At 32.2% G+C, this 15413-nt stretch carries 14 protein-coding genes; 11 read left to right on the plus strand and 3 right to left on the minus strand.

Annotated features, from left to right (window positions below; translation table 11 throughout):
* The first annotated feature begins 159 nt into the window (after positions 1 to 159).
* The 11 genes from rplM to AAID94_01580 all read left to right on the plus strand — a co-directional run bounded on the left by rplM (position 160) and on the right by AAID94_01580 (position 12031).
* Entirely contained in the window at positions 160 to 585 is a 426-nt protein-coding gene (gene rplM, locus AAID94_01530; GenBank protein XAK24228.1) for a 50S ribosomal protein L13, read from the plus strand.
* Between the two features lie 2 nt (positions 586 to 587).
* Positions 588 to 977, plus strand: a complete 390-nt coding sequence (rpsI, locus tag AAID94_01535) for a 30S ribosomal protein S9 (protein ID XAK24229.1) — start codon at positions 588 to 590, stop codon at positions 975 to 977.
* Positions 978 to 1098: 121 nt separating this feature from the next.
* On the plus strand, positions 1099 to 2097 hold the full coding sequence (gene cadF, locus AAID94_01540) for a fibronectin-binding outer membrane protein CadF (GenBank protein ID XAK24230.1): 999 nt from the start codon (positions 1099 to 1101) through the stop codon (positions 2095 to 2097).
* Entirely contained in the window at positions 2097 to 2735 is a 639-nt protein-coding gene (locus tag AAID94_01545; GenBank protein ID XAK24231.1) for an HAD family hydrolase, read from the plus strand. The genes cadF and AAID94_01545 overlap by 1 nt, the downstream gene beginning before the upstream one ends.
* A 102-nt stretch (positions 2736 to 2837) precedes the next feature.
* A complete protein-coding gene (nifJ, locus tag AAID94_01550; GenBank protein ID XAK24232.1) occupies positions 2838 to 6398 on the plus strand; it encodes a pyruvate:ferredoxin (flavodoxin) oxidoreductase in 3561 nt (1186 codons plus the stop codon).
* Between the two features lie 23 nt (positions 6399 to 6421).
* The gene (locus tag AAID94_01555; GenBank protein ID XAK24233.1) at positions 6422 to 6733 is read left to right on the plus strand and encodes a transformation system protein; all 312 of its coding nucleotides are present in this window, start codon (positions 6422 to 6424) and stop codon (positions 6731 to 6733) included.
* Positions 6711 to 8129, plus strand: coding sequence for a pilus (MSHA type) biogenesis protein MshL (gene mshL / locus AAID94_01560; GenBank protein ID XAK24234.1), 1419 nt, complete (start codon positions 6711 to 6713; stop codon positions 8127 to 8129). The genes AAID94_01555 and mshL overlap by 23 nt, the downstream gene beginning before the upstream one ends.
* A complete protein-coding gene (locus tag AAID94_01565) occupies positions 8122 to 8718 on the plus strand; it encodes an ATP-binding protein (protein XAK24235.1) in 597 nt (198 codons plus the stop codon). The genes mshL and AAID94_01565 overlap by 8 nt, the downstream gene beginning before the upstream one ends.
* A complete protein-coding gene (locus tag AAID94_01570; GenBank protein XAK24236.1) occupies positions 8715 to 9311 on the plus strand; it encodes a transformation system protein in 597 nt (198 codons plus the stop codon). The genes AAID94_01565 and AAID94_01570 overlap by 4 nt, the downstream gene beginning before the upstream one ends.
* Positions 9304 to 10866 (plus strand): GspE/PulE family protein, encoded by a 1563-nt coding sequence (locus AAID94_01575; GenBank protein XAK24237.1) that lies wholly within the window; start codon positions 9304 to 9306, stop codon positions 10864 to 10866. Before AAID94_01570 ends, AAID94_01575 begins: the two co-directional genes overlap by 8 nt.
* Positions 10853 to 12031 (plus strand): type II secretion system F family protein, encoded by a 1179-nt coding sequence (locus AAID94_01580; protein XAK24238.1) that lies wholly within the window; start codon positions 10853 to 10855, stop codon positions 12029 to 12031. The genes AAID94_01575 and AAID94_01580 overlap by 14 nt, the downstream gene beginning before the upstream one ends.
* Here the strand turns inward: AAID94_01580 and AAID94_01585 are convergent.
* The 3 genes from AAID94_01585 to flgK are packed head-to-tail and all read right to left on the minus strand — an operon-like array spanning position 12028 to position 15404.
* The gene (locus AAID94_01585) at positions 12028 to 12792 is read right to left on the minus strand and encodes a TSUP family transporter (protein XAK24239.1); all 765 of its coding nucleotides are present in this window, start codon (positions 12790 to 12792) and stop codon (positions 12028 to 12030) included. The two genes, AAID94_01580 and AAID94_01585, sit on opposite strands and share 4 nt — an antisense overlap.
* A gap of 4 nt (positions 12793 to 12796) precedes the next feature.
* On the minus strand, positions 12797 to 13561 hold the full coding sequence (locus AAID94_01590) for a TIGR02757 family protein (protein ID XAK24240.1): 765 nt from the start codon (positions 13559 to 13561) through the stop codon (positions 12797 to 12799).
* Between the two features lie 16 nt (positions 13562 to 13577).
* Positions 13578 to 15404, minus strand: a complete 1827-nt coding sequence (gene flgK / locus AAID94_01595) for a flagellar hook-associated protein FlgK (GenBank protein ID XAK24241.1) — start codon at positions 15402 to 15404, stop codon at positions 13578 to 13580.
* Positions 15405 to 15413: the final 9 nt, after the last annotated feature.

The following is a 15413-nucleotide window of genomic DNA, read 5'->3' on the forward strand; positions in this document are numbered from 1 at the left end:
AAATTATTTTATACCTTAATTGTAGTATAAAGTATTTAAGAATAGGTTACAATTATCCAAGAAAATACTTAAACTTTAAATATTCTTAAATTAAGTATTATTTAAGTAAAAATAATTATAATCTCATTTTCAAAAAATTTTTGGCAAAGGTAAAGAATTATGACAAAGATAACAAAGCCAAACGAAGTTAAACGAGAATGGATTGTTTTAGACGCAGAAGGCAAACGCTTTGGTCGTCTTTTAACTGAAGTAGCAACAATTTTAAGAGGTAAAAACAAACCTTGCTTTACTCCTAATGTTGATTGTGGTGATTATGTGATTATCATCAATGCTTCAAAAGCTGTATTTACAGGTGCAAATAAAGCAGAAGATAAGCTTTATCACAGACATTCAGGATATTTTGGAAGCGTAAAAAGCGAAAAATTCGGAGATTTACTTGAAAAAAATCCTGCAAAATTATACAAATTAGCAGTTAGAGGTATGCTTCCTAAAACAAATTTGGGTAGAGCGATGCTTAAAAAATTAAAAATTTATGCGGGTAGTGAGCACCCACACACTGCGCAAATTGCTAAAGAAGGAAAATAATCATGGCAACAACATATGCAACAGGTAAAAGAAAAACTGCTATAGCAAAAGTATGGGTAAAACCAGGTAGCGGTAAAATCAGCGTTAATGGTATCGATTTAAATACTTGGCTTGGTGGACATGAAGCAATCAAACTTAAAGTAGTTCAGCCTTTACTTGTAACTAAACAAGAAACTTCAATGGATATTAAAGCAACGACTTTAGGTGGTGGTTATAGTGCTCAAGCTGAAGCTTTAAGACACGGAATTTCAAGAGCTTTAGCGGCTATGGATGCTGATTTTAGAGCTTTATTAAAACCTAAAGGACTTCTTACTAGAGATAGCAGAACTGTTGAGCGTAAAAAATACGGACGCCGCAAAGCAAGAAGAAGCCCACAATTCTCTAAACGTTAATCTTCAGCGGGGTTTTCCCGCTTTTTATATTTTATCTCTATTTACTATTTATTTTTTTTATATTTTATGATATAATTGAAATTCGCACTACTTAAGTGAATTTATCTATGAAAGGCTTTTGATGAGAAAGTTATTACTATGTTTAGGGTTGGCAAGCGTTTTATTTGGTGCAGATAACAATGTAAAATTTGAAATTACTCCTACTTTGAATTACAATTATTTTGAAGGTAATTTAGATATGGATAATCGCTATGCACCAGGGATTAGATTAGGATATCATTTTGATGATTTTTGGCTTGATCAATTAGAACTAGGTTTAGAACATTACTCGGATGTAAAATATACAAATTCTACTCTTACCACCGATATTACTAGAACTTATTTGAGTGCTATTAAAGGCATTGATTTAGGTGAGAAATTTTATTTTTATGGTTTAGCTGGTGGGGGATACGAGGATTTTTCTCATGGTGCCTTTGATAATAAAAGTGGAGGATTTGGTCATTATGGCGCAGGTTTAAAATTTCGCCTTAGTGATTCTTTAGCTTTAAGACTTGAAACAAGAGATCAAATTTCTTTCCATGATGCGGATCATAGTTGGGTTTCAACTTTGGGTGTTAGTTTTGGTTTTGGTGCTAAGCAAGAAAAAGTTGTAGTGGAGCAAACAAAAGAAGTGGTTAGCAAACCTCAAGTTGTAACTCCCGCTCCAGCTCCTGTAGTTTCACAATCAAAATGTCCTGCAGAACCAAGAGAGGGTGCTTTGTTAGATGAAAATGGTTGCGAAAAAACAATTTATTTGGAAGGGCATTTTGATTTTGATAAAGTAAATATCAATCCAGCCTTTGAAGAGAAAATCAAAGAAATTGCTAAAATTTTAGATGAAAATGTAAGATATGATACCATTTTAGAGGGTCATACTGATAATACAGGTTCAAGATCATACAATCAAAAACTTTCAGAAAGACGCGCCGAAAGTGTTGCAAAAGAGCTTGAAAAATTTGGCGTAGATAAAAGTCGTATCCAAACGGTTGGCTATGGTCAAGATAAACCTCGCTCAAGTAATGATACCAAAGAAGGTAGAGCAGATAATAGAAGAGTAGAGGCTAAATTTATTTTAAACTAATGAAAAAAACTATTTTATTTGACTTAGATGGCACCTTGATTGATTCTACTGATGCCATCTTAAATTCTTTCCAAGGAGCTTTTAAAATCCTTGGGCTAACTCCAAAAAATAACGAAGAGATTAAAAATCTTATAGGTCATCCTTTAGAGCATATGTTCAAATTCCTTTATCAAGATAAGGCGAATTTAAGTCAAGAATTTGTTCTAGCTTATCGTGAAATTTATTCACAGATTTATTTAGAACAAACCACTCTTTTACCTAAAGCAAAAGAAGCTTTAGAATTAGCTTTTGAGATCGGAGATTTGGGTATAGTTACAACTAAGGGTGGAAAATTTACTCCATTGTTGTTAGAGCATTTAGGAGTGAAAAAATTCTTTAAAACTTTAATAACACTTGAAGATGTAACAAATCCAAAACCTCATGCAGAACCCATACTTTTAGCCTTGGAAAAAATGCAAAAAACTAAAGAAAATGCCTATATGATAGGCGATACGATCTTAGATATCCAAGCAGCAAAGGCGGCAAATATTACCCCTTTGGCTTTGAGTTGTGGTTATGGAGATGAAGATGAGTTAAAACGCTATTCTAAGGTATTTTCAAGTGCTTATAAATCAGTTTTATATATAAAAAATAATTAAACTAACTTCAAGTTTTTGTTAAACGCCTTTTAAGAGAATTTATAGTAAATTGGTGGCCGAAAAATTATAAAAATTATCAATTAATAATAAAGGAAGGTTTCTATGGGTAAAATTATGAAAACTATGGATGGAAATGAGGCCGCTGCATATGCTGCATACGCCTTTACTGAAGTAGCCGGTATTTATCCTATTACACCCAGCTCTCCCATGGCCGATTACACTGATATGTGGGCAGCTGCGGGTAAAAAAAATCTTTTTGGTGTTCCAGTAAAAATCGTTGAAATGCAAAGTGAGGCAGGTGCAGCAGGTACAGTGCACGGATCACTACAAACAGGAGCTTTAACCACAACTTATACAGCTTCTCAAGGTTTATTACTAAAAATTCCAAATATGTACAAAATCGCAGGTCAACTACTTCCCTGTGTGATCCATGTAGCAGCGCGTTCTTTAGCAGCGCAAGCTTTATCTATATTTGGTGATCATCAAGATATTTATGCTGCAAGACAGATTGGTTTTGCTATGCTTTGTTCACATTCTGTACAAGAGACTATGGACTTAGCCGGAGTGGCACACTTATGTGCGATTAAAGGAAGAGTGCCGTTTTTACACTTCTTTGATGGTTTTAGAACTTCACATGAAATTCAAAAAGTTGAAGTAATGGATTATGCACATTTTGATAGATTATTAGATCGTAAAGCTTTACTTGAATTTAGAAATAGTGCTTTAAATCCTGAAAATCCTAAAACACGCGGAACGGCTCAAAATGATGATATTTATTTTCAAACAAGAGAGGTAAGCAACCGTTTTTATGATGCTTTACCAGATGTTGTAAATGAATATATGCAAGAAATTTCAAAAATCACAGGTAGAGAATATAAACCATTTACTTATTATGGCCACAAAGAGCCTGAAAGAATTGTTATAGCTATGGGTTCTGTGACTCAAACTCTTGAAGAGGTTGTTGATCATCTTAATTCTAAAGGCGAAAAAGTAGGGATTGTAAAAGTTTATTTATATCGTCCATTCAGTTTAAAATACTTCTTTGATGTTATGCCAAAATCTGTGAAAAAAATAGCTGTTTTAGATAGAACTAAAGAGCCAGGAAGTCTTGGAGAGCCTTTATATCTTGATATCAAATCAGCTTTCTATGGCAAAGAAAATGCTCCTATTATCGTAGGAGGAAGATATGGACTTTCTTCTAAGGATGTTGATCCTGCGCAAATGATAGCGGTGTTTGAAAATCTTAAGCTTGATAATCCAAAAGATGGTTTTACAGTTGGGATTATCGACGATGTTACTCACACTTCTTTGCAAACAGGTGAAAAGATTTCATTAGGGGATGAAAGTGCTATAGAATGTTTATTTTATGGACTAGGTGCAGACGGTACTGTGGGTGCTAATAAAAATTCTATTAAAATCATCGGAGATAAAACAGATTTTTATGCGCAAGCGTATTTTGCTTATGATTCTAAAAAATCAGGGGGTTATACAAGAAGCCATTTAAGATTTTCTAAAAAGCCGATCCGCTCAACCTATCTTGTTTCAACTCCACATTTCATCGCTTGTTCGGTAGCAGCTTATCTTGAAATTTATGATGTTTTAGCAGGAATTCGAAAAGGAGGGACTTTCCTTTTAAATAGTATTTGGAATGCAGAAGAAACCATAAGACAACTTCCAGATGCAGTTAAGAAGACTTTGGCTGAAAAAGAAGTGAATTTTTATATTATCAATGCTACAAAACTTGCTCGTGATATAGGACTTGGAAATCGTACAAATACTATCATGCAATCTGCCTTTTTTAAACTTGCAAAAATCATTCCTTATGAAGATGCTCAAAAATATATGAAAGAGCTAGCTTATAAGTCTTATAGCAAAAAAGGCGATGCTATTGTAGAGATGAATTACAAAGCTATTGATGTAGGAGCAGATGGACTTGTAAAAGTAGAAGTTGATCCGAGCTGGAAAAATTTAGAAATCAAAGAAAAAGAACAAACCAATGCTTACAAGGGTACCGAATTTGTTGAAAAGATCGTTAAACCTATGAATGCAGCCAAAGGGGATGAATTACCTGTATCTACTTTCTTGGGTTATGAAGATGGAAGCTTTGAGCATGGAACGACTGAATATGAAAAACGCGGCGTTGGGGTAATGGTGCCAAGATGGATAGAGGCTAATTGTATCCAATGTAATCAATGTGCTTCTGTATGTCCACATGCGGTTATTAGACCATTTTTGATCAATGATGAAGAAATGGCTAAAGCTCCAAGAGGAGTAAAAGATCACGCTTTAGAAGCTAAAGGTACTAAAGGTGAAAAATTAAGTTTCAAAATTCAGGTTTCTCCACTTGATTGTACAGGCTGTGAGCTTTGTGTGCATGAGTGTCCTACTAAAGAAAAATCTTTGGTTATGGTTCCTCTTCAAGAAGAAATGGATTTTGGTGAGCAAGAAAATGCAGATTATTTATTTAAAGAAATTACTTACAAAGATGATATCTTAAATAAAGAAAGCACTAAAGGGGCGCAGTTTGCTCAGCCTTTATTTGAATTCCATGGAGCATGTCCAGGATGTGGTGAAACTCCTTATATCACTTTAATTACAAGATTATTCGGCGAAAGAATGATTATCGCTAATGCTACGGGATGTAGTTCGATTTATGGAGGTTCGGCTCCTTCTACTCCTTATAGAAAAAGCGTGAAAAATGGACACGGTCCTGCTTGGGGAAATTCATTGTTTGAAGATAATGCTGAATTTGGCTTGGGTATGAAAATTGCAACTGAAAATACAAGATATCGTATTGAAAATATTATGAATGAAAATATGCAAAAAGTACCTAACGCTTTAGCAGCATTGTTTAAAGAATGGATTGCCAATAAAGACAAAGGCGCAGAATCAGTAGAAATCAAAGATAAGATGATACCTATTTTAGAACAAAACACTGATATTAAAGCTGTTCAGGATATTTTAAATTTAAAACATTTTCTAAGTAAAAAATCTCACTGGATTTTTGGCGGTGATGGCTGGGCTTATGATATAGGTTATGGCGGGCTTGATCATGTTTTAGCAAGCGGTGAAAATGTAAATATTTTAGTACTTGATACAGAAGTGTATTCAAATACAGGGGGTCAAAGTTCAAAATCTTCAAGAACAGGTGCAGTTGCACAATTTGCAGCAGCAGGAAAGCCTATACAGAAAAAAGATTTGGGTCAGATTGCTATGACTTATGGTTATATTTTTGTAGCGCAAGTTAATTCTACTGCAAATTATAGCCATTTAATTAAGGCTATTATGGCAGCTGAAGCTTATGATGGTCCTTCTTTGATTATATGCTATTCTCCTTGTATCGCTCATGGTATTAAGGGTGGACTTGGGTATTCAGGCGAGCAAGGCGAACTTGCTACAAAATGTGGTTATTGGCCTCTTTATACTTTTGATCCAAGATTAGAAGAGCAGGGTAAAAATCCTTTAACTATGGTAGGAAAAGAGCCTGATTGGGATCTTTATGAGAGCTTTTTAATGAATGAGGTGCGTTATAATTCTTTGAAAAAATCAAATCCAGAGCATGCAAAAGAATTATTTGAACGCAATAAAAAAGATGCACAGCGTCGCTATAGACAACTTAAAAGAATTGCTATGGCTGATTTTAGCAATGAGGTTGAGAGCTGATAAAATATTTTTTAAGTATAACATTGTGCTTTTGCACTTTGTTATCATATGAGGATTTTGAAGAATATTTCAAGATTTTAAATACAAAGCAGAGTGTAGAACTTGGAAATTTTCAAAATCCATTCTTCAATCCTACTTTTGAAAAAATCAAAGAAATAAAAATTACTGCTATTATGCTTGATAGAGCAAAGATCAATAATAAATGGTATAAAAAGGGTGATAAGATAGGGGAGGCCGTGATTACTGATATTACTACAAAAGAAATTATTTTAAGATACGATACTTTGGATTTTAAAATAGCATTTAAAAACAATGATAAGATTAATATTTATTAAATTTCTATTTTTTACAAATCTCATTTATGCCATAGAATGCCAAAAGCGCTTATTTGATATAAGCATAAATGAAGATTTGAGTATAGAAGAGAGCTTAAGGGAGCTTGCTAGTTATTGTTCTTTTAGTATGGTGGTTAAAGATACGATTGCTAAAGAAAAATTAAAAACTGTTCAAAGCAGTATCAATATCCACCAAATGAGTTTAGATGAAATTTTTAAACTTTTTATAGAAGAACAAGATTTGGCTTATAAATTTGATGGCAAGGTGTTAAAAATTTCTGCCTTGCAAACTAAAATTTTTAAAATCAACTATATCACTTCAGTAAGAGAAGGACAAAGCATAACTAAAGCTTCAGTGGATTCTAAACCAAGGCAAAGTGAGTATTATAGTGCTTTTGAAGATAATGAAGATAATATGATTAAGAGTATGGAAAAATTTGACTTTTGGCAAAATATAGAAAAAGAAATTATGATTTTACTTAGCTCTTCGCATGAAAACTACGACATAAAAGCACCCATAGTCAATCCTAATGCTGGACTTGTTATCGTTACTGGAACGCATTCTCAGCTTCAACGCGTAAAAGCTTATTTGCAAAAGCTTGAAAGCCGTCTTAAGAAACAAGTTATTATAGATGTAAGCATACTTGCTGTAAATCTTAATAAAAATCATTCTAGTGGGATCAATTGGCAAAATTTCAATATAGGACTAAATTCTCAAACAAGTGATAATACAAATTCTTTTATGCAAATACAAAATGGTCAAGGTTTTGTTAAAAATTTGGGTTTAAGAGCGAATTTGAATTTTGATTCTATTGTTAATTTTTTATCTCAAAGTGGAAAAACCAGTGTTTTGTCTAATCCTAAATTAATGGCTTTAAACAATCAACAAGCCATTATTTCCATAGGCGATACTGTGAATTATCAAGTAAAAGAAAGCTCTAAAGGCACTGAAAATGGTACAACAGTAAGTGAAAGTTATAGTAATTATTCTATTTTCATAGGAATTTTGCTTAATATTTTGCCCGAAATTTCTGATGATGGAAAAATCATGCTTAGAATCAATCCAAGTTTGAGTGATTTTAAGTATCCAGAGGACAATAAAAGACAGAAAGAACCCCGCACTATCGCACCTGATACAATTCAAAAAAAGCTTTCAAGTGTGGTACAAGTAGAAAATAATCAAACTTTAATTTTGGGCGGACTCATTTCTCATAATCGCTCACAAAACAATAATTCTGTGAATTTTTTATCTAAAATTCCTATTTTGGGTTCTTTATTTAGAAGTGAAGATGAAAATTCCAATATCACAGAAATTGTTTTTATCATCACCCCAAGCATAGTAGATAATACACATATACCTAGTCTTAGGGAGTTAGGATTTAAATACAATGAATAATATAATTGCTTTTAGACAAGAATGTTTTAATCAAATCAATGCCTTATTAAAGAACAAAGCTTTGATTTTACTTTGGGGTAAAAGCGGTAGTGGGAAAAGTGTTTTATTGCAAAGACTTGCGTTGCATTATAATGAGGATTTTACTAATCAAATTTTTACAGATGAAAAAGATTTTCATAAATTTATACAAGATAAAAAACGAAAAATTATCATACTAGATGAAGTGGGGATGTATAACCCTGATATATTAGAATTAATTCGGGTTTATAGTGATCAAATGAGTTTTATACTTAGTTCACATAAAAAAATCAATCTTTTTGAAAAGGAGTATTTTAAAAGTCGTTTTAGTGCTATGTTTTGGCTTCAAAAGCCTGATATAAATGAATTAAGCAGTTATATTAAAATGAAATTTGATCAAGAGCTTTCTCAAAAGTCTTTAAAATTTCTTATGAAAATTTATCAAGGCAATTTAAGATATTTAGACAAAATACTTCAAAGTTTTTGCGAGTTAAACGCTTATTTAAACAACAACAAAAGTCAAGATTATATTTTGAGACTAAGCGCGTTAGAGCAGGGGTTTTTAAAATGAATATAGAAGAGCGAGTGCGTGAGCTTGAGGATAAATACAAAAGATATTTATTGAAAAAATATTTCAAATTTTTATTTATCTTTGCTGCTTTGGTGGTGTGTATGGTTATAAGCTTTTTTGCGATACAAAATTTTTACAAGCAAAAGGCCTTAGCTTTGGAGGCTTTAGAATATAAAAAAACACTCAATCATCAAATCGCACAAGCACAAATTGCAAATGAAAAAAATAAAATTTTGCAAGAAAGATTATCCAAGGATGAAAACAAAGATGAGTTAAAAGAGGAGTTAAAAACTCAAATCGATATTTACTCTAAACTTTTAAATATAAGTGATTTAAAAAGAAATTTTTACCAAAATCCAAGTTATGAAAAGGCTATGAATTTAGCTGCTCGATATTATGAAAATAAAGATTATGAAAAGTCTATTTTTTGGTCTTTAAAGGCTAATGATATCGATAGAAAAAATTCATCTTCATGGATTTTATTTTCCAAGGCCAAACAAGCTTTAGGAAAAGATGAGGAGGCTAAGCAAGCCTTGGATACTTATGTGAGTTATTATGGTTTGATTGAATTTGATAAGGAAATAGATGATTGAACGATTTTTATTTCAAGATTATATCAATGATAAAATCACCCTTGAGCAAATTTATCACGAGCATAAAATCGATAGTGAAAGTTTTTTAAAAGCTTTAGCTAGCGATGAAAATATTTCTTATTCTACTTTAGAAGAACTTGATCTTAGTTTGGGTGAAAAATTTCCATGTAGTTTTCTTTTGAAATTTAAAATTCTACCCATTTTGAGTAAGGAAAATACACTTTATATAGCAAGTTCTAAACCCTGTTCCTTAGAGCTTTTAGATGAAATTAGAATTTTTTACGAAGCTAAAGATATAGAAGTTTTGATCGCAAATGAATTTAAGATTATGAAATTTTTATATAAACTTCAAGTTAAGGAAAAGCTTCAAAATTTAAGTGCCAATCTTAGGTTAGAATGGAAAGAAAATAAATACCAAAATGAGCAAAGTTATATCAGTCAAATTTTTGATTTTATACTGGATGAAATTCTTGAATTTAATCCCAGTGATATACACATAGAAGCAAGAGAAAATGATGCTTTGATAAGATTTAGAGTGGATGGAATTTTACGCGAATTTGCTTGTCTTGAAAAAGATATTTATGAGGCTTTGGTTTTTCATATTAAATTTTTATCACAGCTTAATGTTGCAGAATCAAGAAAGGCACAAGATGGAAATTTTGAGCTTAAAATCAAAGAAAATAGATATGATTTTAGGATTTCATCTTTGCCTTTGCAAAATGGCGAAAGCATTGTGATAAGAATTTTAAAACACAATGAAGAAATTTTGGATTTAGAAAATTTAAATTTGGGTGAAAAAAATCTTGCAATTCTAAAAAAAGCCCTATACAACCCTTATGGAATGATTTTACTAACAGGTCCTACAGGAAGTGGAAAAAGTACAAGTTTGTATGCTTGTTTAAATGAGCTAAAAAGTATAGAAAAGAAAATAATTTCTGTGGAAGATCCCATAGAATATAAAATGCCTCTAGTTCAGCAAATTTTGCTAAATCCAAAAGCAGGGCTTGAATTTAATAATGCCCTAAGAGCTATTTTAAGACAAGATCCTGATATTATCATGATAGGAGAAATCAGAGATGAGGAGAGTCTTGATATAGCGATTAAGGCTTCCTTAACAGGACACTTGCTTTTAAGTACCTTGCATACAAATAATGCCATCTCTACCATAGATAGACTCATTGATATGAATGCAAAGCCTTATTTGATCGCTTCTGCTTTAAGAATCATTATCGCCCAGCGTTTAGTGCGCAAACTTTGTCCTAAATGCAAGCAAAAAAGCACTAAGATTTATGAAATAAAAGGTGATTTTTTTGAGGCTAAAGGTTGTGAGCATTGTCATCATAGTGGATATCAAGGTAGGGAGCTTATTAGCGAGTGTTTATATATCGATGAGGAAATAGCTCAAGTTATTAGAGAGGGTGGTTATAAAAATAAAATTTTAGAGCTTGCCAAAGCAAAGGGTTTTCAAAGTATGTTTGAGCAGGGTTTGCAAAAAGCAAAAGAGGGCATAACTAGCATAGATGAGCTTGTAAGGGTGCTTAATGAAGCTTTATGAGCTTGAAATTCTTAAAGACAAAACAAAACAGAAAAAGCATTTAAGAGCTAGAAATTTAAATGAAGCTCAAGCAAAAGCTATCGCTAAAAAATGGGAAATTTTAAATATCAAAGAGATGCAAAAAGCGGGTTTTAAGAGATTGGATAATGAGAAATTTATCCTTTTCTTTCAAGAATTATCTTTGCTTTGCGAAGTAGGAATCAGCATAAAAGATGCTTTAAATGAGCTTAATAAAATATATTCTCACAAAATGATTGCTAAGCTTTGTGATAATTTAAATTTAGGACAAAATTTAAGCCTTGCTTTTGAAAATGCAAATTTTGGGCTTACTGATGCGGAATTAGCTCTTATTAAAACTTCCCAAAACACAGGAAAATTAAGTGAAATTTTTATGCAAATTTCAAAACTAAGGCAAAATAATGTAGAAAATGAACAAAGAGTCAAAAAAGCTTTAAGATATCCTTTGATTGTTTTTTTAAGCGTATGCGCAGCTTTTGTTTTGTTAATGCTTTTTGTTGTGCCTAATTTTAAAGATTTATTTGAGGATTTAAATTTAACCCTACCTTTTATAACTGAGCTTATAATTTATATTTATAATTTTTTAGACGAATATATTTTGCTTGTGCTTTGTTTAATCATAGTTGTTTTATTTCTTGCTTTATTTTTATATAGAAAATATTATTTCTTTTCATATTTTTGCGATAGCTTACTTTTAAAAATTCCTTTATTGTCTAAATTTATCATTTATCAGCAAAATTATTCTTTTTTTATGATTTTTTCCTTGCTTTTAAAAAGCGGAATTTCTCTTTTAGATGCTTTTAGACTAGCCACTTTGGCTCTAAATAATAAAAAGATATTATTATGTTATCAAGAAGTTAAAACATTTATGGATTCTGGCCTTGAAATAAGTTATGCTTTTAAAAAAGTAGATCTTTTTGATCCTTTGGTTTTTTCTATGTTGAGTATAGCTATGAAGAGTTCTAAGCTTGAGTTTTTAAGTGAGGAGATTGCAAAGTATTACAAAAATAAAAGTGAAAATTTAATGGATAAGTTTTTAAGCTTTTTAGAGCCTATAATGACCTTGTGGGTCGCGATTTTAGTATTGTTTTTAGCGCTTGGAATTTTTTTGCCGATATGGGAACTTAGCTCAGGAGTAAATTTTTAAGAAAAATAATCCCAAGCAACCTTGATGATGGTAGCACCCACTACGATTAAAAATAGGGTTTTTATAAATTTACCATTGGTTTTAAGTACTAATTTTGATCCAAGATAGGCTCCTAAAATTTGTCCTACACCCATAAGCAAACCCACTATCCACAAAAGTTCATATTGCCACAAAAAGATGAAAAGGGCAACGACATTGCTAGTGAAATTTAGAATTTTTGTATTGATACTTGCTTTTTTCATGTTAAAACCTAGTAGCATTACACAAGCAAAAATCCAAAATGAACCTGTCCCAGGCCCTAAAAAACCATCATAAAAACCCAAAGTTAATCCACAAATTAAATGAAAAAATTTGATATTTTTTATTTTTGCTTCACTCTCGTGTTTGCCCAAGCTAGGACGCAAAGCAGTATATAAAAAAGTTAAAGTTAAGAAAATCAAAATGATAAGTTTTAAATGCTCATCTTTTACAAAAAGCACGCTGTAACTTCCTATGGCTGCGCCTAAGGCTGTGAAAAAAATACCATAAGCAAGATGAGGTAGGGTGGTTGATTTAAAATAAGTTAAAGTCGCTGTAAAAGAGCCAAAGACACTTTGGAGTTTATTGGTTGCCAAAGAAAGATGTGCAGGAATTCCGCAAGCTATAAGCGCAGGAAGTGTGATAAGTCCACCTCCACCCACGATAGAATCAATAAATCCTGCAAAAAGGGCCACAAAAAACAATACAAAATAATAAATCGTATCTAGATGTTCAAAGCCCATTTTTTTACTCCTTTAATTTGCTAAGTTCTTTATTTTGCCCCAAACGATAAAGTGCAAAATCATATTTTATAGGATCATTTGCATCCAATTTTTTTAAATTACGTGTGAGTTCTAAAACGCTTTTATAGTCGTATATTTTACGCTTTAGAAGACCTAAAGTCAAGGAAATTTTATGTGTATGTGTATCAAGTGGGATTAAAAGATCTTTTGTGTGAATTTTGGTAAAAAGGCCAAGATCCAGTTCATCTTTTCTAACCATCCATCTTAGATACATATTATAACGCTTAAGAGGTGAAGTAGGAGTATTTTGCCAAATTTTACCAAAGAAAAAATCATAACCATAACTTGAATACGAATTTAAAGTCTTGATTTTTTGCAAAAAAGCTAAGATCGCATCGGTGGTATTTTCTCTTTTTTCATAGGCTGTGCTAAAAAGCTCATGAAGTGAAATTTCATTTTTAAGTCTTGAAAAGGTGAGAAAAATTTCTTGTATATCTCTTTCATTTTGAAAGCGGTATTTTAAATTTTGAAGTTCTTTTTGAATTTGTTTTTGGCTTAAATCAAGCAAAGAAAAATCAAGCTTTTTTAAAAAATTGACTATATTTTTAGCATTTCCATAAGCAAATAAAGCACAAAGTAAAGCAATAAATTCATCATTATGAAATTTAGCAATCTGCAAAGGATCAGGACTTTCAAAAAGAGCCTTGTTGGTATTTTTTTCTTTGACTAAAGAATCGAGTTTGGTTTTAAGCTGGATAAAATTTTTCACTTGATACCGCTAGAGCTTAGGATTTAAGCCCTAACAAGGTATCTAGCATTTGATCTACTGTGGTTACGATTTTTGCTGCAGCGCCATAGCTTGATTGCCATTGTATGAGAGCGGCTAATTCTTCGTTTGTATTGACTCCACTTTTAGATTGATATTCGCTATAAACGGAGTTATAAAGCGTTTGATTGCTTGCATTTACGACATTGTTATTCTCACCATCAGAACCTATTTTACCCGTAAGTTTGCGGTAATACTCTTCCATAGTAAGATTATCAATTGTTCCATCTTCATTGTAAAAATTCACTTTACTGTATTGAAGTTGTATGATTTTATTTGCCATATCATTTCCACTATCAACACCATTTAAGCTAGCTCTTACCGTGCTTGGATCATTTAAGATAGAATCTTTTACTTTGATATCGCTAGCATTAGTTCCGCTAAAAAATCCTCCTATGCTAAATGCACCGGCAAAATTGGTTCCCTTATCTTCTATGGCTACTTTAAAGCCTGATTTTGCATTGATTTGAAATAAACTGTCTCCTGTTTTTGCATCATAGCTAAAACTTGCATTGATATGATCATCAACATCGTCATTTGCATTATTGTTGCCATTATCATCTGTGTTAGCAGTGATTTGACGCATGACATCTTCCATAGTGGTATTAACATCAATAGTAATGGTTTTTGTAAGTTTTTTATCACCCTTATCATCGTAAATAACTATATCAAAGCTTCCTGGTTGTATAGTTCTGTCATAATTTACCAAAGGAATATCCTCTGTAAGTCCTGGAAGATAATCAGAAGTTGCCGAGCTTTTTGCCGAGCTTGCATAAAGATTATTGGTTTCATTGATCATGGTTTTTGCAAAGGTATTTAAAGAGTCCATATAGCCTTGGATGATTCCATCGCTATATTTTCCTTCACTCTTGCTATAATTTCTTCCGCGTAAGTCAAGTTGAGCTCCTAGTTGTCCGCCATTGATTTTTGCAGTCAGATCGCGAACTTTTTCATCTGGAGTTTCATAATAAATACTATAGGCTTTATTTTTATCATCATAATCAAGTTTTAAAGGATGAAAATTCACACCATCTACTATGCTAAAACCTTCTATGCTGAGATTGTATTGATGTCCTGGATCGATGATTGTAGTATCAAGTCTATTGTCTTGATTGATTTCGTTTTTGCTTGCTACTGCGTTGACCAATTTTGAAAGAGTAAGCTCAAGCTCATCTCTTCTATCCCTAAGTTCATTTGCATGATCTGTTGGTAGAGCTTCTTGACCATAAATTTGTTTATTGATAGTAGCGATTTCTTCACCGATTCTATTGATTTCATCCACAGTGTTTTTGATATCATCATTTACTTTTTTTTGGATTTTATCTAAGGTGGCAAAGGTGTTATTTACACTTTCTGTTAGGGTTTGAGAAGCTTTTACAAGGGCTATTTTAGTAGCATTTTCATTTGGATTTGAAGCAAAGTCATTCCATGCTTTATTATAATTTTCTAAGTCCTGTAAAATTCCAGTACTTTGCAAATCAGGGAAGCGTTGGGCAATTTCTTCTAGAGTTGAGGCCATATATTTTGTATATTCTAACTGATTTGAAGCACCTTTAAGCTTATAATATGAATACTCATCATGCAAGCGGACTATGCTTTCTATGGCTGTTCCTGTTCCAACTTGTACTCCACCTGTTGTAACAAAGCCATTTGTAGTTTGTACTACTCTTTGACGAGTATAAAAGGTTGCATTTGCATTGGAGATGTTATTACTTGTAGTTGCAATTTGCACCTCGCTTGCTTTTAAACCGGTAACTCCTGTATATAAAGTTCCAAAAATACCCATCTTTAATCC

The sequence above is a fragment of the Campylobacter coli genome (genome assembly GCA_039516895.1).
In the GTDB taxonomy this organism is placed as follows: domain Bacteria; phylum Campylobacterota; class Campylobacteria; order Campylobacterales; family Campylobacteraceae; genus Campylobacter_D; species Campylobacter_D coli_B.